15 protein-coding genes, 1 pseudogene and 1 riboswitch are annotated in these 19,923 nt (G+C 58.2%); of the genes and pseudogenes, 6 read left to right on the forward strand and 10 right to left on the reverse strand.

Annotated features, from left to right (window positions below; translation table 11 throughout):
* Positions 1-56: 56 nt before the first annotated feature.
* The gene (locus EBL_RS06855; protein ID WP_002439935.1) at positions 57-578 is read right to left on the reverse strand and encodes a DUF2778 domain-containing protein; all 522 of its coding nucleotides are present in this window, start codon (positions 576-578) and stop codon (positions 57-59) included.
* 231 nt (positions 579-809) lie between these two features.
* Between EBL_RS06855 and EBL_RS20835 the strand changes: the two are divergent.
* Positions 810-1,083, forward strand: a pseudogene (locus EBL_RS20835) (integrase); the annotation flags it as partial.
* Between the two features lie 39 nt (positions 1,084-1,122).
* Here the strand turns inward: EBL_RS20835 and EBL_RS06860 are convergent.
* Complete coding sequence (locus tag EBL_RS06860) at positions 1,123-1,545, reverse strand: hypothetical protein (RefSeq protein WP_002439936.1); 423 nt, start codon at positions 1,543-1,545, stop codon at positions 1,123-1,125.
* Between the two features lie 432 nt (positions 1,546-1,977).
* Positions 1,978-2,074: riboswitch (TPP riboswitch) on the forward strand.
* 36 nt (positions 2,075-2,110) lie between these two features.
* On the opposite strand from EBL_RS06860, the gene thiM reads away from it, so the two are divergent.
* From thiM to fbaB, 3 genes are all read left to right on the forward strand, one after another.
* Positions 2,111-2,899 (forward strand): hydroxyethylthiazole kinase, encoded by a 789-nt coding sequence (thiM, locus tag EBL_RS06865; protein ID WP_002439937.1) that lies wholly within the window; start codon positions 2,111-2,113, stop codon positions 2,897-2,899.
* Positions 2,900-2,901: 2 nt separating this feature from the next.
* Positions 2,902-3,705: a bifunctional hydroxymethylpyrimidine kinase/phosphomethylpyrimidine kinase gene (gene thiD / locus EBL_RS06870; RefSeq protein WP_034920040.1), complete on the forward strand. Its 804-nt coding sequence runs from the start codon at positions 2,902-2,904 to the stop codon at positions 3,703-3,705.
* A 156-nt stretch (positions 3,706-3,861) separates the two neighbouring features.
* Positions 3,862-4,914: a class I fructose-bisphosphate aldolase gene (fbaB, locus tag EBL_RS06875; RefSeq protein ID WP_002439939.1), complete on the forward strand. Its 1,053-nt coding sequence runs from the start codon at positions 3,862-3,864 to the stop codon at positions 4,912-4,914.
* Between the two features lie 224 nt (positions 4,915-5,138).
* Here fbaB and trhP read toward each other — a convergent pair whose 3' ends face one another.
* Entirely contained in the window at positions 5,139-6,509 is a 1,371-nt protein-coding gene (trhP, locus tag EBL_RS06880; protein WP_002439940.1) for a prephenate-dependent tRNA uridine(34) hydroxylase TrhP, read from the reverse strand.
* Positions 6,510-6,760: 251 nt separating this feature from the next.
* Here trhP and relB point away from each other — a divergent pair, with 251 nt between their 5' ends.
* Positions 6,761-7,000, forward strand: coding sequence for a type II toxin-antitoxin system antitoxin RelB (relB, locus tag EBL_RS06885; RefSeq protein WP_002439941.1), 240 nt, complete (start codon positions 6,761-6,763; stop codon positions 6,998-7,000).
* Positions 7,000-7,287: a type II toxin-antitoxin system RelE family toxin gene (locus tag EBL_RS06890; RefSeq protein ID WP_002439942.1), complete on the forward strand. Its 288-nt coding sequence runs from the start codon at positions 7,000-7,002 to the stop codon at positions 7,285-7,287. Before relB ends, EBL_RS06890 begins: the two co-directional genes overlap by 1 nt.
* Positions 7,288-7,363: 76 nt before the next feature.
* Here the strand turns inward: EBL_RS06890 and baeR are convergent, their stop codons facing one another.
* From baeR to yegD, 7 genes are all read right to left on the reverse strand, one after another.
* Positions 7,364-8,089, reverse strand: a complete 726-nt coding sequence (gene baeR / locus EBL_RS06895) for an envelope stress response regulator BaeR (RefSeq protein ID WP_002439943.1) — start codon at positions 8,087-8,089, stop codon at positions 7,364-7,366.
* Positions 8,086-9,480, reverse strand: a complete 1,395-nt coding sequence (gene baeS, locus EBL_RS06900; protein ID WP_002439944.1) for an envelope stress sensor histidine kinase BaeS — start codon at positions 9,478-9,480, stop codon at positions 8,086-8,088. The genes baeR and baeS overlap by 4 nt, the downstream gene beginning before the upstream one ends.
* The gene (gene mdtD, locus EBL_RS06905) at positions 9,480-10,895 is read right to left on the reverse strand and encodes a multidrug transporter subunit MdtD (protein WP_002439945.1); all 1,416 of its coding nucleotides are present in this window, start codon (positions 10,893-10,895) and stop codon (positions 9,480-9,482) included. The genes baeS and mdtD overlap by 1 nt, the downstream gene beginning before the upstream one ends.
* A 4-nt stretch (positions 10,896-10,899) precedes the next feature.
* Positions 10,900-13,986 (reverse strand): multidrug efflux RND transporter permease subunit MdtC, encoded by a 3,087-nt coding sequence (mdtC, locus tag EBL_RS06910; RefSeq protein ID WP_002439946.1) that lies wholly within the window; start codon positions 13,984-13,986, stop codon positions 10,900-10,902.
* Positions 13,987-17,109, reverse strand: a complete 3,123-nt coding sequence (locus EBL_RS06915; RefSeq protein WP_002439947.1) for an MdtB/MuxB family multidrug efflux RND transporter permease subunit — start codon at positions 17,107-17,109, stop codon at positions 13,987-13,989.
* Positions 17,109-18,368, reverse strand: a complete 1,260-nt coding sequence (locus tag EBL_RS06920; RefSeq protein ID WP_002439948.1) for an MdtA/MuxA family multidrug efflux RND transporter periplasmic adaptor subunit — start codon at positions 18,366-18,368, stop codon at positions 17,109-17,111. Before EBL_RS06920 ends, EBL_RS06915 begins: the two co-directional genes overlap by 1 nt.
* A 191-nt stretch (positions 18,369-18,559) precedes the next feature.
* The gene (gene yegD, locus EBL_RS06925; protein ID WP_002439949.1) at positions 18,560-19,915 is read right to left on the reverse strand and encodes a molecular chaperone; all 1,356 of its coding nucleotides are present in this window, start codon (positions 19,913-19,915) and stop codon (positions 18,560-18,562) included.
* Between the last annotated feature and the right edge of the window lie 8 nt (positions 19,916-19,923).

The raw sequence follows: 19,923 nt of genomic DNA on the forward strand, positions 1-19,923 counted from the left end.
CAATTGCGCGTCCTACACATAAAGACAGAAGGATGTAATATAATATTTTTGAAGTTTTACGAACAAATATAGGTATAGTCACTGGCAACCACCTCAATCCAGCCACGGGCCATAAGGGAACGCATACAGGGAACCTGAATCAGTGATGTGTTCATTAACGCATTACGGATTTGCGCATAATCAGAATTGTGGGCAATGGTGATGCAACCTTCTGAAATAGTTCCTGGGTGAAGTCTGAATAACCCCCTATAGACGCCGTCTATCCATGTTCCGTCATCAATGCCCCAGTCATCCCGATAGAGAGCAAACCATTCATTATGCCCAAATTGGGTGCCGTTATAAATTTTATTAAATAAATCAAGAGATTTTTCTCTTATTTTTGATACCAGTCCACCAGAACCACGATCAACAATCCAGTATTTACCTGGCGGTATTGGCCCTTCTCCTTTAACAGCACCACATGCGCCTTTGTTTCTGTAAATACTATTACCGGAAAAGGCCATAAATACGCCCACACCATACAGATTGAAGGGGGCGTAATCTGCGCCGTTTAATATCATTTTCCCTTGCAGTGCCACAGGAATCCTGTTTCTTCTGACCGTTCAGAACATTAATTTTACAGTTCTCTCCTTCGGCATGCTGGAAATACTTTCTCGGAAAAGAACTTAAAATTAAACGTATTCAGGTTAAATTAAACCTATTTGCTATTCATTATTAAGCCGCTGATAGTTCATTTTATTAATTATGATGAGAGTAATATATAACACGGATACCCAAAAGGGGCTCTGCATACCTGGTGCTGCGCCGTAGTGGCAGGTACGAACATGGCGAAGATCGGCAAAGTGTTTGCTGATGTTCGAGATCAGTTGGGTATTCCTTATCTGGATGATTATGGATAGCGGCGGTTACTGCATTCTATCTGTCATTCGGTCTGTTCTGCCACAATGACTGGCTGGGTGAAAAAATTCTGTATCTGCAGAAAACCGTAGGGCACGAGAAAAGCGCAGGGATCTCTAAGGCTATTTGTATACGTTTCCCTTATCTTCAGTTTCTTATGTAATTGATGGTATTGATTGGGAGTAAATAAAATAGTCAGGCGTAAAACCTGACTATTTATTGTCGTTAAATAAATGCTGACAAATAGAAAACTGATAGCATCATAAATAGTAAAATAATACCGACGATGGAAAGTCGCACTTTTACACGTAACCAATTGGTGTACTGATTAGGAAGTTCTTTAATGAAGCGTATTTGTTCATTATTCATTCCCCGCGTATGAAATGAATTTTCTTTAAAATATAATGCTTTAATAAAGAATGCGTCACGCATAAATGAGAAAAAGAATCCACCATCCTGATAAATTAAAACTTCAGCTGGTTTTGCTCCAAATTTTTCAACAAATAGAGAGCATAGAATCATGAATTTTCTCTTAGCTAACTTGTCATAAATCACGTAAGAAACATAATTAATTATTCCAAGAATCAAAAAGATCCCAGCGATTTCAACTCGATATGTCGTTATAAAATTAATTGCCGAAAGTTTCATACAACTGTTCTCCTCCTAATTCCCCGATGCGGAGCCACAGGAATCCTGTTTCTTCTGATCGTTCAGGACATTAATTGTACAGTTCCCTCCCTCGGCATGCTGAAAATACTTTCTCGGAAAAGATCTTAAAATTAAACGTATTCAGGTTAAATTAAACCTGTTGGCTATTCATTATTAAGCCGCTGATAGTTCATTTTATTAATTATGATGAGGGTAATATATAACGCGGATACCCAAAAGGGGCTCTGCATACCTGGCACTGCGCCGTTGTTCGCCCACCCCGGTGCTGGCGGCTGTAAAGGTAGCGGGACATATTCACAGGCAGCCCTGATACAACGCCAGTGATTCAGGCTACACATTTACGCCGTTATATGATGTACTAATGGACTGTGTGAAAATACGTAATTTACTGTAAGACAAACAGAATCTACGTTTAAAGACTCGGGGTGCCCTTCCTGGTGAAGGCTGAGAAATACCCGTACCACCTGATCTGGATAATGCCAGCGTAGGGAAGTCTGATATCTGACCGGTATCTCTTCCCGCGCCGGGCAGGAGCGTTAACCCTATGCAGCCTGATCTGCTGAGCGGCCCGCAGGCCGCCGATACTCTTCAACAATTACATTCCCGCGCCCCCCTGGTGCACTGTATGACTAACGACGTGGTGCAGGCTTTTAGCGCCAATGTGTTACTGGCGCTGGGGGCGTCCCCCGCGATGGTGACTGATGCCGGAGAAACCCGCCAGTTTGCCGCCATTGCTGATGCATTACTGATAAACACCGGCACCTTAACCCGCCCGCAGGCACAGGCGATGATGGCTGCTATTGAGGCGGCCCGGCAGGCGGCTAAACCCTGGGTACTGGATCCCGTTGCGGTGGGGGCGCTGCACTTTCGCAGTGAGTTTGCCCGCCAGATCCTGGCATTAGCGCCGGCGGCTATTCGCGGTAATGGCTCGGAGATCCTTGCCCTGGCAGGCCTGTCCGGCGGTGGCCGTGGGGTCGACACAATGGAGAGCGCCAGCGCCGCCATTCCGGCCGCCCGGGCGCTTGCCCGGCAGACCGGCGCTGTTGTGGCGGTAACCGGTGAAACCGACTACGTCACCGACGGTGAGCGGGTGCTGGCCGTGCCCGGCGGGGATATTCTGATGACCCGGGTCGTGGGAACGGGCTGCGCCCTGTCTGCGGTGGTCGCCGCCTGCTGCGCGCTCCCCGGGAACCGGCTGGAGCATGTGGCGGCAGCCTGCCGGATAATGTCCGCCGCCGGGAGCCAGGCCGTCACCACCTGTCGCGGCCCGGGCAGTTTTGTGGCGGATTTTCTGGATGCACTTTATCAACTGGATGCGAGGACACTGGCATGACACTGAAACGGATCAACGCCTTAACCATCGCCGGAACCGATCCCAGCGGCGGTGCCGGGATCCAGGCGGATTTAAAAACCTTCTCGGCGCTCGGGGCGTACGGCTGTTCGGTGATCACCGCCCTGGTGGCCCAGAACACCACCGGCGTACAGTCGGTTTATCGGATTGAACCGGCGTTTGTTGCCGCCCAGATGGACTCGGTATTCAGTGATGTGCGTATCGACACCTGCAAAATCGGCATGCTGGCGGAAACGGATATTGTGGAAGCGGTTGCTGAACGCCTGGCGCGCTACCAGGTCACCAACGTGGTGCTGGATACAGTGATGCTGGCGAAAAGCGGCGATCCGCTGCTCTCAGCCAGCGCCGTCAGCGCCCTGCGGGAGACACTGTTACCGAAGGTGGCGCTCATTACCCCGAATCTGCCGGAGGCGGCGGCCCTGCTGGGCTGCCCCCAGGCCACCAGTGAGCAGGAGATGCGTGAGCAGGGGGCGGCGCTACTGGCGCTGGGGTGCGGCGCGGTACTGATGAAAGGCGGCCACTTGCTGGACGATCCCCAAAGCCCGGACTGGTTATTCACCGGTGATGAGGTGATGCGCTTCACCGCACCAAGAGTGGTGACGAAAAATACCCACGGCACCGGTTGTACACTGTCGGCAGCGCTGGCGGCACTGCGCCCGCGCCACAGCAACTGGGGGGAGACGGTGGCAGAAGCAAAACGCTGGCTGTCCGCCGCGCTGGCCCAGGCAGACAGCCTGGAAGTGGGCCACGGCAACGGCCCGGTGCACCATTTCCACCAGTGGTGGTAAACGGGCGTGTCCACCTGAGCTGCCAGCCGTTCCGCCTGTAATCTCCGCCTGCTGCTGGCGAAGATGCCGTTGTGCGACCAGACTTAAACCTGCCCGTTACCGGGCAGGTTTAATGTTCAGCCGGTGAGTGATGACCGGCCATTACGGGAGCACATTATGACGGATATTACACAGCTGCTGGGCAAAGATGCCGACAGCCTGTTGCAGCACCGCTGTACCACCATCGCCGCAGATCAGCTCTATTTACCGGGCAGTGATTATGTGGATCGGGTCATGACGGATAACAACCGCCCCCCGGCGGTGCTGCGCAATATGCAGACGCTGTACAACACCGGGCGCCTGGCCGGTACGGGGTATCTCTCTATTTTGCCGGTTGATCAGGGGGTAGAGCACTCCGCCGGGGCCTCTTTTGCCGCCAACCCGCTCTACTTTGATCCTAAAAATATTGTCGAGCTGGCGATTGAGGCGGGCTGTAACTGCGTGGCGTCTACCTACGGGGTGCTGGCTTCGGTTTCCCGGCGTTATGCCCACCGCATCCCGTTTCTGGTCAAGCTCAACCATAACGAGACCCTCAGCTATCCCACCACCTATGATCAGACCCTGTACGCCAGTGTAGAGCAGGCGTTTAATCTGGGGGCGGTGGCCGTCGGGGCGACCATCTATTTTGGCTCGCCGGAGTCGCGCCGCCAGATTGAAGAGATCTCCGCGGCGTTTGAACGGGCCCACGAGCTGGGGCTGGTCACGGTACTGTGGGCTTATCTGCGCAACCCGGCGTTTAAAAAAGACGGGGTGGACTACCACGTCAGCGCCGATCTCACCGGCCAGGCCAACCACCTTGCCGCCACCATTGGTGCCGATATTGTGAAGCAGAAAATGGCGGAAAATAACGGCGGCTACAGCGCCATCGGCTTTGGCTATACGGACGAGCGGGTATACACCCGGCTGACCACCGATAACCCTATCGACCTGGTGCGTTACCAGCTGGCGAACTGCTATATGGGGCGCGCGGGGCTGATTAACTCCGGCGGGGCCGCCGGTGGCGAGACCGATCTGGCAGACGCGGTACGCACTGCGGTTATCAATAAACGGGCCGGGGGCATGGGGCTGATTCTGGGGCGCAAGGCGTTCAAGAAATCTATGGCCGAAGGGGTGAGACTGATTAACGCGGTTCAGGATGTGTATCTGGATACCCGGGTCACCATTGCGTAATGGTGGCGGATAAAAAATCGGCCTGCCCGAGGGAGATCGGGCAGGCCAAGGAGGTGGTTCCTGGTATAGGTTGCTTTGTAGGATATGTAATTGCAGCACGGCGAATCATACGGATATCCGACAAAACAGTGTGTGACCGGTTTCTAAGATCCTGAACAATTTGAAAAATAACGTAAGGTTACTTCTTTTTTTGTGAGGTCCGATCACATTACGTGCAAAATGGTCTACGCCTTGTTTTTGCCGTGGGGATCCCGGGTCGTGTGTCCCGCCAGGTTGCGCAACAGCAGCCCGTACTCCAGCGCCATATCGTCAGGCACCGGGATCCATACGGTGTGGCCATCCCCCGGAGCGACATCGACCGGCTGGCCTTTGGTGTTTTCCATCTGTTCGAGGGTAAAGACCACGTTGCCCTGCGGGGTCATCATCTCCAGGCTGTCACCTTTGGTGAATTTGTTCTTCACCGCCACTGCGGCCAGCTCACCGCGCCGCTCGCCGGTGAATTCGCCCACAAACTGCTGGCGGTCAGACACCGAATAGCCGTACTCGTAATTCTGGTAATCGTCGTGGGTGTGGCGGCGCAGGAAACCTTCGGTGTAACCACGGTGCGCCAGCCCTTCAAGGGTGTCCAGCAGGGCTGCGTCAAAGGGTTTCCCGGCGGCGGCGTCATCAATCGCCCGGCGGTAAACCTGCGCGGTGCGGGCACAGTAGTAAAACGATTTGGTGCGCCCTTCAATTTTCAGTGAGTGGACCCCCATCCGGGTCAGTTTTTCAACGTGCTGAATCGCGCGCAGATCTTTGGAGTTCATAATATAGGTGCCGTGTTCATCTTCGAACGCGGTCATATATTCCCCGGGGCGCTGGGCCTCTTCGATCATAAAGACTTTATCGGTCGGGGCGCCGAGACCGAGGGTCGGCTCAATATTCTGCACCGGGATCGGCTCATGCTGATGGACGATATTCCCCACATCGTCCTGCTTACCTTCCTGAACCTTGTACTCCCAGCGGCAGGCGTTAGTGCAGGTTCCCTGGTTCGGATCGCGCTTGTTGATATAGCCGGAAAGCAGGCAGCGCCCGGAGTAGGCCATGCACAGGGCTCCGTGAACGAAAATCTCCAGCTCGATATCCGGCACCTGCTGGCGGATTTCGGCAATCTCTTCCAGGGAAAGCTCCCGGGAGAGAATCACCCGGGTAAGCCCCATCTGTTTCCAGAATTTTACCGTCGCCCAGTTAACCGCATTGGCCTGTACCGACAGGTGAATATCCATCGCCGGGAAGGCTTCGCGGACCATCATAATCAGCCCGGGATCAGACATGATTAACGCGTCCGGCCCCATATCCACCACCGGTTGCAGATCGCGGATAAAGGTCTTCAGCTTGGCGTTATGGGGGGCAATATTGACCACCACATAAAACTTTTTCCCCAGCTGGTGGGCTTCCCGGATGCCGAGCGCAAGATTCTCGTGGTTGAATTCGTTATTGCGCACCCGCAGGCTGTAGCGCGGCTGGCCGGCGTAAACCGCGTCGGCACCATAAGCGAAAGCGTAACGCATATTCTTCAGCGTTCCCGCCGGGGAAAGGAGTTCTGGTGTAAACATAATGTTCTCGTTCTGATGTCAGGTCAGGGCCACACGGGCGTGTGGCGGGTAACGGTGGGAGGCCCACAAATTAAGGGCGGGAATTGTAGCGCCCCGCAGGCAGAGAGTAAACCTGCCGGGCGCGGGCTCAGAGATGTTCCCACGCGATTTCTGGGGCAACAGGATCATAACGGTGATATCAGCACACTTGTCATACCCATTTTGTAGTGCGACACTTGTAATGACGTTTGTAATTACAAGAGGTATAAGACATGGGTAGCATTAACCTGCGTATTGATGATGAACTTAAAGCTCGCTCTTACGCTGCGCTTGAAAAAATGGGTATAACGCCCTCTGAAGCGCTTCGTCTCATGCTTGAATATATCGCTGATAATGAACGTCTGCCGTTCAGACAGACACTCCTGAGTGATGAAGATGCTGAGCTCGTGGAGATAATAAAAGAGCGTCTTCGCAATCCGAAGCCGGTCCGTGTGACGCTGGATGAGCTCTGATGGCGTATTTTCTGGATTTTGACGAGCGGGCACTAAAGGAGTGGCGAAAGCTGGGCTCGACAGTACGTGAACAGTTTAAAAAGAAGCTGGCTGAAGTGCTTGAGTCACCCCGAATTGAAGCGAACAAACTTCGCGGTATGCCTGATTGTTACAAGATAAAGCTCAGGTCTTCAGGTTATCGTCTTGTCTATCAGGTCATTGACGCGCAGGTTGTCGTCTTTGTGATTTCTGTCGGGAAAAGAGAACGCCCGGAAGTTTATAGCGAGGCGGTCAAACGCATTCTCTGAAACCCGGCTGGGCATCCCTGTTTAACAGTGAAGGAGCCACCTCTGCTTTGTGTTGATAATCCTGCCGGGCGCGGGCTCAGATAATTGAACCGGCGTCCGCCTCCCAGCGGTAGCCCACACCGTACACCGCACGGATAAAGGACTCTTCGCTGTCCAGCGCTTCGAGTTTACGGCGCAGGTTTTTAATGTGGCTGTCGATGGTGCGATCGGTCACCACGCGGTAGTCGTCATAGAGGTGGTTGAGTAGCTGCTCCCGGGAGAAAACCTTGCCCGGCTCCGCAGAGAGGGTTTTTAACAGGCGAAACTCTGCCGGGGTCAGATCCAGCACTTTACCGCGCCAGCTGGCCTGGAAGCGGCCCTCATCAATGATAAGCGCAGCCGCGCTTTGCGGGTGGTGCAGGGCTTCGCCGCGGGGTTTGCAGCGCCGCAGAATCGTCTTAACCCGGGCCACCACTTCCCGCGGGCTGTAGGGCTTACAGATATAGTCATCGGCGCCAATCTCCAGCCCCAGCAGGCGGTCGATCTCTTCAATTTTAGCGGTCACCATAATCACGGGAATATCCGAGAAGCGGCGAATCTCTTTACACAGGGTTAAACCGTCGGTTCCCGGCAGCATCAGATCCAGCAGGATAAGGTCCGGCGGGGTCTGGCGCACATAGGCGAGCACCTGATCCCCGTGGGTTATCAGGGAGGGGGCATAGCTGGCGGCGCGCAGGTAGTCTATCAGTAGCTGGCCCAGTTTGGGCTCGTCTTCAACAATCAGAATGCGCGGTGTGGAGGCGTCAATGGGTAACTCGGTCATGTTTCTCTCTGTAATGCAGGATCCAGCGGTAGCTCTACTGTAATGCTTACCCCGCCGAAAGGCGAATGCCCGGCGCTGATCTGGCCGCCGTGGGCCGCGACGATATTGTAGCAAATCGCCAGCCCCAGCCCGGAGCCGCCGCTGGCCCGGTTGCGGGAGCCTTCCGTGCGGTAGAAGCGCTCAAAAAGCTGGGTGAGCTGATGGTCGGTCACGCCGGGTGCGCTGTCGGAAAAGGTCAGTATAAACCGCTCACCGGTCAGCTGGCCGGAAATGGTCAGTTGGCCACCTTTGTCCGTATAGCGCAGGCTGTTTTCCAGCAGGTTGTTAAACAGCTGGGAGAGCCGGTCCGGATCGCCAAAGATTATCACATCATCAGGCAGGGCCAGTTTGATCTCCAGCGCGCGGGAGTGGAAACGCTCGCGGAAAATACCGGCGGCCATCTCCAGCAGGGCGATAATGTCTATCGGGCGCTTCTGGTAGGCAAGGGCGCCTTCATCAGACAGCGAGAGCTGGTGTAGATCATTTACCAGCTTGGTCAGGGTGCCCACCTCCATTTGCAGGGAGGCGACCGTATCCGGGGTAAACTGGCGCACCCCGTCCTGGATGGCCTCCAGCTCGCCGCGCAGTACCGCCAGCGGGGTGCGCAACTCATGGGAGATGTCCGCCATCAGGGCACGGCGCATCTGCTGGTTTTTTTCCAGTGAGCTGGCGAGCTGGTTAAAGTCCCGGGCCAGGCGGCCCAGCTCATCGTTGGAGCTGGTCGCCACCCGGGTGGAAAAATCCCCGGCGGCCAGGCGGTGGGTTCCTTCCACCAGGCGTTTTACCGGGCGCAGCAGCCCCCGGGCCAGGGGGAAGGTGACACCGGCGGCCAGCAGGGTAGAGAGCACGACAATCAGCCAGCTGGAGCGGCGCTGCTGGCGGTCGAAATTAATATCCGTGTTGCGGGTCAGCCGCTCCACCGGGGAGGCTATCACCCAGCCAACCACCTCATTATTCACTTTGATGGCCCGGCGGGCCCCGTCCCGGGGGATCGGGGGCGGCGGGCCGACCAGCATATTGTTGCGGGCGTCGGTCACCCAGAACTGGGTGCGCCAGCCGTGGGGCGGCATGTTAATGTCGTTGTCCGGATCCCGGTCAAAAGAGCGCAGCAGCTGGAACATATAGTGGCCGTTATGGCGCAGAAAACGCCAGCTGCCGCGCTGGGCATACTGCTCGCCGAGCGCGTCGCTCAGTAGCGTCAGGCGCTGCTCGTTACCGTGCTTGATATAGTCAATAAAACCGCGTTCAAAGCTCACCCGCACTGCCCAGTGCATCAGTACCAGCACCAGAATGCAGGAGGCGAGGATCGCCAGGAATAACTTGCCGGTGATCCCGGGCCGCCAGATTTTCATCAGCTGTTGCTCCTTTTGCGCCGGGAGATGACGGCGTTTTTCGTGGTGTCATTGGGCACCCGGGTAAACACCAGCGCCGGCAGGGCAATGATCACCGCCATCGCGATATAGGTATATAAAAACAGGCTATGGGTGTCGCCACCGCTGCCGGTTACCGACTGCTGACCAAAGGCACCCAGCAGCAGGCCCGCCACCGACACGCCAATACTCATCGCCAGCTGCATAATCATCGACAGCAGGCTGTTACCGCTGCTGGCGAGGGCATCGGGCAGATCTTTGAGTGTCAGGGTATTCATGGAGGAAAAGCGGATTGCGTTCACCGAGCCCTGGAACAACAGCACAACAGGCAGCAGCCAGAACCAGCCGAGCATCCCCACCACCGCCAGGCTCAGGCTGACCAGCGCCAGGCTCAGGGTGCTGGTCACCAGCACCCGGCGGTAACCAAAGCGGTTAACCACCTGAACCACAATGCGCTTCATGCCCATATTGCCAAGCACCATCGGGATCATCATCAGCCCGGCGTGGAACGGCGACAGCCCCATTCCCAGTTGCAGAAATACCGGGGTCATAAAGGGCAGCATACCGCTGCCGATACGCCCCAGCAGGCTGCCCAGCAGGCCCACGGAGAAGGTCCGGGTGTTGAACAGCTCAAGGCTGAACAGGGCCCGGGCGTTCCCCCGGGCGTGCCACAGGTAGCACAGGATCGCCACCAGCCCGGCGGCAATCAGCAGGGTGAGATAAAGGCTGGAAATTCCCAGCCCGCCTTTGCCGTCCAGCGCCAGGGTCAGTGCCGCCATACCAAAGGCCAGCATAAAAAAGCCGCTGAGATCAAAAGGCCGGGTCTGCATGGTGTAGTTGGGCATCAGCCACAGGGTGGCGATGGCACCAATAATGCCCACCGGCAGGTTAATTAAAAAGATCCAGTGCCAGGAGGCGTACTCCACCAGCAGGCCGCCGAGTACCGGGCCCAGCAGCGGCCCGACCTGGCCGGGCAGGGTGACAAACGTCATCGCCGCCATATATTGCGCCCGGGGGACGATTTTCATCACCGTCAGCCTGCCTACCGGCACCATCATGGCGCCGCCGATCCCCTGAACAACCCGGGCCATAACCAGCTCATCCAGGGTGGTGGAGCGTGCGCACAGTAACGAGCCGAAGGTAAACAGCACAATGGCGCAGAAGAAAATATTACGCACCCCGACCCGGTCCGCCAGCCAGCCACTGGCGGGCAGCATAACCGCCACCGTCAGCACATAGGAGACGATAACCATATGCATATGCAGCGGGCTCTCTCCCAGGCTACTGGCCATGGAGGGCAGGGCCGTATTGACAATAGTGGTATCAAGGGTTTGCATAAAAAAACCGAACGCCACTATCCAGAGTTGCCACCGCACCGTGGCCGGGAGATCCGTCATGCTGTTACTCGCTTATTGTCATGCTGTCGCTCTGGTGCCGCCTGCGGTGAAAACGCAGCCGCAGCCGGTCAAAAAATAAATAGACCACCGGGGTGGTGTACAGGGTCAGCAACTGGCTGACGATTAACCCGCCGGCAATGGTTATCCCCAGCGGCTGGCGTAATTCGGCGCCGTCACCGCTGGACAGCACCAGCGGCAGGGCGCCAAACAGCGCGGCGAGGGTGGTCATCATAATCGGGCGAAAGCGCAGCAGGCAGGCCTGAAAAATGGCCTTCTCCGGGGAGATATTGCCGTTGCGCTGAGCCTCAAGGGCGAAGTCCACCATCATAATGGCGTTTTTCTTAACGATCCCGATAAGCAGCATGATCCCGATAAGCGCAATCAGGCTGAAAGGGGCATTAAACAGCTCCAGCGCAAGCAGGGCGCCCACCCCGCCAGAGGGCAGTGTCGAGAGGATAGTCAGCGGGTGAACATAGCTCTCATACAGGATCCCCAGCACGATATACACCGTGGCAATGGCCGCCAGGATCAGGATAACCTGGTCGTTCATGGTCTGCTGAAACACCTGGGCGGTTCCGGCCCAGGAGCCGCGTACCGTACTGGGCACGCCAAGCTGGGTTACCGTGCGCTCAATGGCGCTGCTGGCCTGGGAAAGCGAGACCCCGGCAGGCAGGTTAAACGAAATGGTAGAGGCCGCAGAGAGCCCCTGGTGGTTAACCGAAAGGGGGGCATTGGCAGGCTGCCAGCTGGCGAAATACGAGAGCGGGACCGTTTTGCCCTCTTTGTTGATAACAAACATCTGCTGCAGGGCGCTGATATCCTGGGTGTAGCGCTCGTCTACCTCCATCACCACATGGTACTGGTTCAGGGGCTGATAAATTGTCGACACCTGGCGCTGACCAAAGGCGTTATTCAGCAGGTTGTTGACGTCGGAAACGTCTATCCCCAGCCGGGCCATGGTTTCCCGGTCATAGGTCAGGTCCATTTCGGCGCCTTTGTCCTGCTGATCGGAGTTAACGTCGGCCAGCTGGGGGAGTTTTGCCAGCGCCTGGCGGATTTTAGGCTCCCAGGCGCGCAGATCGCTGAGATCGTCAGAGAGCAGCGTGTACTGGTAGCTGGCGCTGGACTGGCGGCCGCCTACCCGGATATCCTGCACCGCCATCAGAAACAGGCTGGCGCCCGGCTCGTTGGCCAGCTTACCGCGCAGCCGGTCGATAACCTGCTGTGCCGAGTCCTGGCGCTCGCTCAGCGGTTTGAGGGTGATAAACATCATGCCGCTGTTCACCCGGGAGCCGCCGGTAAAACCGGTGACGTTGTCCACGTCTTTATCGGTGCGGATAATCTGCATAAAGTCCTGTAATTTCCCGCGCATCGCCTGGAAAGAGATACTCTGGTCCGCCTGAATGCTGCCCATAATAACGCCGGTGTCCTGCTCCGGGAAGAAGGTCTTCGGCACGTTGATATACAGCCAGATATTAAGCGCGATGGTCGCCAGCAGCACGCAGCCGGTCAGGCGGGTGTGGTTCAGCACCCACTTCAGGGAGAGGGCATAGCGCATCTGCAGGTTGACCAGCAGGCGGCCGAAGCCTTTTTTGCGCGCCCGGCGGTTTTTTTCGGCTTTCAGCATCCAGCCGCACATCATCGGGGTCAGCGTCAGGGAGACGACCAGCGAAATGGCAATAGCGACCGTGAGCGTAACGGAAAACTCCCGGAACAGCCGCCCGGGCAGGCCGCTCATCAGCAGCAGCGGTAAAAAGACCGCCACCAGCGAAACACTCATCGACAATACGGTAAAGCCCACCTCCCGGACCCCCTGGAGCGCGGCCTGGAGCGGCTTAACGCCAGATTCCAGATGGCGGGCGATATTCTCCAGCACCACGATGGCGTCATCCACCACAAAGCCGGTGGCGATGGTCAGCGCCATCAGCGACAGGTTATTCAGGCTGTAGCCACACAGGTACATGGCGGCGAAGGTGCCAATCAGCGACACCGGCACGGCCACGGCGGGGATAAACGTCGCCCGGCCGGAGCGTAAAAACAGAAAAACCACCAGGATAACCAGCGCCACTGACATCACCATGCTCTGCTCGACCTCATGCAGGGAGGCGCGGATCGTCGGGGAGCGATCCTGGGCGATTTGCAAGTCCACCGAGGCGGGGATCTGGTCGCGAAGATCCGGCAGTTTCGCGCGGATCCGGTCAACCGTTTCGATGATGTTGGCCTCCGCCGATTTACGGATCATCAGCAAAATGGCCGGTTTCGCGTTGGTCATCCCGGCGGTGCGGGTATTTTCCACCGAGTCGGTAATGGTGGCCACATCGCTCAGGTGAACGGCGGCCCCGTTGTTGTAGTGGATAATCAGCGGTTGATATTCCGCGGCGGTTTTCAGCTCGTCGTTGGTCTGTAACTGCCAGCGCTGATCGCCGTTTTCTACTGCCCCCTGGGGGCGGCGCACGTTGGCCTTGTTGATGGCGTCGCGCACGTCATCCAGCGCGACGCCCTGGTTAAACAACGCCTGGGGGTTGAGGGCCACCCGCACGGCGGGCAGGGAGCTGCCGCCCACGTCCACATCACCCACACCGTCCAGCTGGGCAATGGTCTGGGCCAGCTTTGTGGAGGCCACATCATACAACTGCCCCTGGCTGAGGGTGTCTGAGGTGAGGGTCAGGATCATCACCGGCATGTCTGACGGGTTAGCCTTGCGGTAGGTGGGGCGGCTTGGCATGCCGCTGGGCAGCAGGCTCTGGGCGGCGTTGATCGCTGCCTGAACATCGCGCGCGGCCCCGTTAATATCGCGGTTAAAATCGAACACCAGAATAATGCGCGTACTGCCAAGGGAGCTTGAGGAGGTCATCTCAGTGACCCCGGCAACCCGGCCAAGGGCCCGCTCCAGCGGTGTTGCCACTGAAGAGGCCATGGTCTCCGGCGAGGCGCCCGGCAGTGAGGCGCTTATCATAATCACCGGAAAATCCACCTGGGGCAGGGGGGCGACCGGCAGCATTTTCAGCCCCAGCAGGCCACACAGGGTGACCGCGATGCTCAGCAAAATGGTGGCGACCGGCCGGTGAATAAACAGGGCAAAGAGATTCATTTACGCCTCCTCACGGGGGCGGCCTGCGCGCTGGCGCACGCGGATAGCCAGGCTGTCGAACAGCAGATAGATAACCGGCGTGGTGAACAGTGTCAGCACCTGGCTGACCATCAGCCCACCCACCATGCCTATCCCCAGCGGGCGGCGCAGCTCGGCCCCGACCCCGGTGCTCAGCATCAGCGGCAGGGCACCCAGCAGGGCGGCAAGGGTGGTCATCAGGATCGGGCGAAAACGCAGTAAACAGGCCTGATAGATGGCCTCCCGGGGGGGCATGCCCTGCTCACGCTCGGCGGCGAGGGCAAAGTCTATCATCATGATGGCGTTTTTCTTGACGATACCGATAAGCAAAATAATCCCGATAATCGCGATAACGTCCAGCTCGCTGCCCGCCAGCATCAGCGACAGCAGTGCACCAACACCGGCGGTGGGCAGGGTAGAGAGGATAGTGATCGGGTGGATAAAGCTCTCATACAGCACCCCCAGCACGATATACATGGCAACAATGGCCGCCACAATCAGCCACACGGTGCTGCCCAGCGCCGCCTGGAAGGCCAGCGAGCTGCCCTGGAAGCGGGTAGTAATATCTACCGGCAGATCGAGCGCTTTTTCAGCGGCGGTAATGGCCTTAACCGCATCCCCCAGTGAGTAGTTATCCGGTACGTTAAACGAGATAGTGGCGGCGGGGAACTGGTCCAGATGGTTGATGGTCAGCGGCCCGAAGCGCTGTTCAACCCGGGCAATGCTGCCCAGCGGAATGGCATTACCGTCGCTGCTGGTCAGGCGGATATTATTCAGCGCATCAAGCCCCGGGGTGGTACTGGTATCGTGACCAAGAACCACGCGATACTGGTTCGCCTGGGTATAGATAGTGGAGATCAGCCGCTGACCAAAGGCGTTATACAGGGCGTTATCGATATCCGCCATGCTGATCCCAAGGCGGCTGGCGCTGGCCCGGTCCACATTGATATAGCCCACCAGCCCTTTGTCCTGCCAGTCGCTGCTGACATCCGCCAGCTGGGGCAGGGTACTGAGCTGCGCCACCAGTTTCGGCACCCACAGGCTCAGCTCATCAAGGGAGGTGGCCTGCAGGGTGAACTGGTACTGGGTGCGGCTGACCTGGGTATCGATGGTCAGATCCTGGGTCGGCTGCAGGTACAGCTGCGCCCCCGGGAGCCCGGCAGTGTTTTTCTGCAGGCGCTCAATCACCGCGGCAACCCGGTCTTCACGCTGGGCCAGCGGCTTGAGCATGATTTGCAGACGCCCGGTATTCAGGGCCGGGTTGGTGCCGTCAACGCCGATAAACGATGTCAGACTTTCAACGGCCGGATCGCGCATAATGATCTCTGCCGCCTGCTGCTGGCGCCGGGCCATACTGGAAAACGACACCGACTGGGGCGCCTGCAGGGTGCCCTGGATAATGCCGTTATCCTGCACCGGGAAGAAGCCTTTGGGGATAATCACCCACAGGATAACCGTCAGCACCAGGGTGCCGGTTGCCACGCCCAGGGTGAGCCACGGGTGGTTCAGTACCCGGCGCAGCCCGTGGCCGTAGTATTCAATAACCCGCTCGAAGATGCGCTCGCAGGCCCGGGAAAAACGGTTCTGTTTACGCAGGGATGCATGGCTGAGCATCCGGGCGCACATCATGGGGGTCAGCGTCAGGGAGACGATGGCGGAGATAAGGATCGCCACCGCCAGGGTCACGGCAAACTCCCGGAACAGGCGGCCAACAATATCCCCCATAAACAGCAGCGGGATCAGTACCGCAATCAGGGAGAGGGTCAGGGAGATAATCGTAAAGCCGATTTCGCCTGCTCCCTTAAGGGCGGCCTGGAGCGGTTTTTCGCCTTTTTCGATATAGCGCGAGATGTTCTCGATAACCACGATGGCGTCATCCACCACAAACCCGGTGGCGATGGTCAGGGCCATCAGCGTCAGGTTATTGATGGAGAAATCCAGAAACACCATGGCTGCGAAGGTGCCCACCAGGGAGAGCGGCACGGCAACCGCCGGAATAATGGTGGCCGGGACATTGCGCAAAAACAGGTAAATGATCATCACCACCAGGGCGATAGCCAGCATCAGCTCGTGCTGGGTATCGCTGACGGAGGCGCGGATATTGCTGGTGCGATCCGCCAGCAGCTGCACATCAACCGATTTCGGCAGGCTGGCGGTCAGGGCCGGGAGCATGGCGCGGATACTGTCGGCGGTGTTAATAATATTGGCCCCGGGCTGGCGCTGCACATTCAGCACGATGGCCGGTTTTTTGTTGGCCCAGGCGCTCAGCCAGCTATTTTCCGCCCCCTGTTCAACGGTAGCCACATCCCCCAGGCGCACCGGTGCGCCGTTCTGGTAGGCTACCACCAGGTCGCGGTACTCCCCGGCGGATTTCATCTGGTCGTTGGCTGACAGGGTGATAGCCCGGTCCGGCCCGTCAAGGCTCCCTTTGGCCGAGTTTACGTTGGCATTGCTGATGGCGGTGCGGATCTGCTCACTGGTGAGCCCAAGGGCGGCGATGGCCGGGGCATTAAGATTCACCCGTACTGCCGGGCGCTGGCCCCCGGATAAGGTAACCAGACCCACCCCGGAAACCTGGGAGATTTTCTGGGCTATCCGGGTTTCGACCATATCTTCAACCTGGGTCATCGGCAGGGCGCTGGAGGTGACCGCCAGGGTCATAATGGGTGGATCTGCCGGGTTAACCTTGCTGTAGACCGGCGGGTTTGGCAGGTCGGTGGGCAGCAGGTTGGTGGCGGCGTTAATCGCGGCCTGCACTTCCTGCTCGGCAATATCCAGCGACAGGGCAATATCAAACTGCAGTGTCACCACGGAGGCGCCGCCCGCACTGCTGGAGGACATTTGCTTCAGGCCGGACATCTGGCCGAACTGGCGCTCCAGCGGGGCGGTAATGGCGGAGGTAGTCACATCCGGGCTGGCCCCCGGGTAGAGGGTCACCACCTGGATGGTCGGGTAGTCCACTTCCGGCAGGGCGGAAATGGGCAAAAACCGGTAACCGACAATACCGGCCAGTAAAATGGCCAGCATCAGCAGGGTGGTGGCAACGGGGCGCAGAATAAACAGCCGGGAGGGCCCGCCGGTAGCGCCGGGTGGAAGTACCTGCATCAGGAATGTGCCCCCTGCTGCTGAGCCCGGGGGTTATCTGCCGGGGCCTGGGGGGAGCTGGCGTCGTGGGCGTCCACCACTTCCACTTTTGCCCCTTCAGTCAGGCGGTCGATACCGTCGGTGACCACCCGGGTGCCGGCAGAAATCCCGGCGGTGATCACCACTTTTTCGCTGTCCTGAATACCAATGGTCACCAGATGCTTGCTGACCTTGTTCTCGTCGTTCAGGGTCCAGACAAAGTGCCCCTCGCTGCCCATTTGCAGCGCCGCAGAGGGGATAACCACCGCGTTTTGTTCGGTGTCTACCAGCAGCCGGGCGTTGACAAACTGGTTCGGGAATAGCGCGTCGTCCTGGTTGGTAAAGCGCGCCTTGAGTTTGATGGTGCCGGTGGTGGTGTCTATCTGGTTGTCGAGGCTGAGCAGGGCCCCGTCGCTGAGCTTCCGGGTGTTGGTCCGGTCCCAGGCTTCAACACTCAGGGCTTTGCCTGCTTTTTGCGCCTGTACAATGGTGGCGATGTTGCTCTCCGGCAGGGTAAAGACCAGATCAATCGGGTGGGTCTGGGTGAGCACCACAATACCTGTGGTATCACCGGTGGAGATCTGGTTACCGATATCGACCTGTTTCAGGCCAACCCGGCCCGCTATCGGGGCGGTGATGCGGCTCCATTCAAGCTGTAACCGGGCGCTGGCAACACTTGCCTGATCCGCTTTAATGGTGCCGAGGGTTTCGCTGACCAGTGCCTGCTGGGTGTCCAGCTCCTGGCGGGAAACCAGGTTGGTTTTTACCAGCTGCTGGTAGCGGGCCAGATCCCGGCGGGCGTTAGCCAGGGTGGCCTGATCTTTTGCCAGTTGCCCCTCGGCCTGGGCGAGGGCGACCTTAAACTGGCTTGGGTCGATTTCTGCCAGCAACTGCCCGGCTTTTACCTGCTGGCCTTCGGTGAAGTGAATGGCCATCAGCTGCCCGTCTACCCGGCTGCGCACGGTGACGGTATTCGCCGCGGTTACCGTTCCCAGGCCGGTTAAGTAACGGGGGACGGCCTGGCTGGTAGCGGTTGCCGCCTGAACCGGTGCCAGAGGCCCACTGTGACGGCCACCGCGCTTGCCGCCGGCTCCCGGGCGCGACTGGCCGCTGGTCTGGCTTTTTGCTGTGCTACCGGCATCCGGCGCTGATGAGTGGTTGCGCCAGAAAAGCAGTGCAGCAATCACAATGACAGCGATGCTGCCAGGCCAGATCCAACGGGAGTGCTTTGAGCCTTTCATAAGTGGTGTCGTTCTCTTCCTGGAATCATATTTCGGGGCGTGATGATACTAGTTTAGCCAGTGGCCTGCGCCGAAAAATGGAGGAAATATGGAAGCGGGTTCAGAAGTGGGGGATTATGGCGTTTTTCTGCACAATAGCGGCTGTTTTTCGGAATATACTGCCCCGCAAGCCATGGCTGCGGGGCGATACCTCAGTCGCGAAAGACCACCCCTGCCCAGCGGGCAAGGCCCGCGGTGACGGAGCCGAAATCGTCCCCGCCCATAACCGGCAGGCCCGGCAGCAGGGTGCTGAGCGCCTGGCGAATCAGCGGTGAGCGGGCACTGCCCCCGGTCAGGTAGATGACATCCGGCTTTTCGTGGCTGGCCTCAAGGGTCAGGGTCACTTGCTCCAGAATGCGCTGTAGCGGCTGCTCTACGGCGGCGTTGAGATCGCTCTGGCGCAGCAGGGTGTGCAGGCTGTCGCGCACAAAATCCAGATCCACCTGGTATTCCGCCTGGCCGGAGAGGGCAATTTTGCTCTCTTCGGCACTGCGCACCAGGCGATAGCTCAGGCGCTGGCGCCAGACTTTTTGCAGCAGGGCGACCAGGTCCGGCTGGCGGGCGTCACGCACCAGATCCGCCAGCTGCCTGCCGGTGGCGGTGCTGTAAAAATCACTCTGGGCCGGTACGTCGTTAATGGCGACCGCATTCCACCAGGGCAGGATAGGCAGGGCGGTGCCTTTTTCGGTTTGCCCGCCCATGCCCAGCAGCGGCATTAACTGGCGAAAGGCGAGCATAATATCCAGATCGTTACCGCCAACACGGCAACCGCTGTGGCCCAGCAGGCTTGCCTGGCGCTCCCGCTTGTTTTGCCACCGGGGGCCCATCAGCAGTAAGGAGCAGTCTGTGGTGCCGCCGCCAATATCCACCACCAGCACCCGCTGTTCACGGGTGAGGGTGGCTTCAAAATCGAGCCCGGCGGCAACGGGCTCGAACTGGAATACCACGTCATTAAAACCGGCGCGGCGGGCGGCGCGATCGAGAATACCTTCCGCCTGGCGGTTGGCCTCTTCACCCCCCAGCCCCTGGAAGTTGACCGGCCGGCCAATCACCGCCTGGTCGATAACCTCGCCGGTCTGCTGTTCTGCCTGGTGGCGGATATGCAGCATCATGGCGCAGACCAGATCCTCAAACAGCGCGACCTGCTGGGGCTTCAGGCCACTGGCCCCGAGGAATGACTTCGGGGATTTTACGAACCAGACCTCGTCCGGGCAGTCCATATATTGCGCCAGCGACTGCAGACCAAACTGAACGCTGCCCGGCTGTACGCGGATGTCTTCATCGCGGTTATAATTGATGGCGCGGCGCAGCAGCGCCTGAGTCTCGTCTCCCGGGGTGGGCACGCTGTGGTGGCGCCACAGCCATTCACTGACAGACTCCCGGGTGGGGGCGCAGATCATTGACGGCAATAACGGCGCGCCGTTTTCCAGGGCCAGCATCTGCGGCTGGCCGTTGCGCATTGCGGCTACCGAGCAGTTTGCCGTGCCGTAGTCAAAACCAATAAACATAAAACGCC

Origin of the sequence: Shimwellia blattae DSM 4481 = NBRC 105725 (genome assembly GCF_000262305.1) — a bacterium.
GTDB lineage: Bacteria > Pseudomonadota > Gammaproteobacteria > Enterobacterales > Enterobacteriaceae > Shimwellia > Shimwellia blattae.

Bases quoted from the DNA above. Each gene is read 5' to 3' on its own strand.
- relB (WP_002439941.1), top strand. From the start codon at position 6,761: ATGGGTAGCATTAACCTGCGTATTGATGATGAACTTAAAGCTCGCTCT.
- thiM (WP_002439937.1), top strand. From the start codon at position 2,111: ATGCAGCCTGATCTGCTGAGCGGCCCGCAGGCCGCCGATACTCTTCAA.
- baeR (WP_002439943.1), bottom strand. From the start codon at position 8,089: ATGACCGAGTTACCCATTGACGCCTCCACACCGCGCATTCTGATTGTT.
- mdtC (WP_002439946.1), bottom strand. From the start codon at position 13,986: ATGAATCTCTTTGCCCTGTTTATTCACCGGCCGGTCGCCACCATTTTG.
- EBL_RS06920 (WP_002439948.1), bottom strand. From the start codon at position 18,368: ATGAAAGGCTCAAAGCACTCCCGTTGGATCTGGCCTGGCAGCATCGCT.
- EBL_RS06890 (WP_002439942.1), top strand. From the start codon at position 7,000: ATGGCGTATTTTCTGGATTTTGACGAGCGGGCACTAAAGGAGTGGCGA.
- baeS (WP_002439944.1), bottom strand. From the start codon at position 9,480: ATGAAAATCTGGCGGCCCGGGATCACCGGCAAGTTATTCCTGGCGATC.
- fbaB (WP_002439939.1), top strand. From the start codon at position 3,862: ATGACGGATATTACACAGCTGCTGGGCAAAGATGCCGACAGCCTGTTG.
- mdtD (WP_002439945.1), bottom strand. From the start codon at position 10,895: ATGACGGATCTCCCGGCCACGGTGCGGTGGCAACTCTGGATAGTGGCG.
- yegD (WP_002439949.1), bottom strand. From the start codon at position 19,915: ATGTTTATTGGTTTTGACTACGGCACGGCAAACTGCTCGGTAGCCGCA.
- EBL_RS06915 (WP_002439947.1), bottom strand. From the start codon at position 17,109: ATGCAGGTACTTCCACCCGGCGCTACCGGCGGGCCCTCCCGGCTGTTT.
- EBL_RS06860 (WP_002439936.1), bottom strand. From the start codon at position 1,545: ATGAAACTTTCGGCAATTAATTTTATAACGACATATCGAGTTGAAATC.
- trhP (WP_002439940.1), bottom strand. From the start codon at position 6,509: ATGTTTACACCAGAACTCCTTTCCCCGGCGGGAACGCTGAAGAATATG.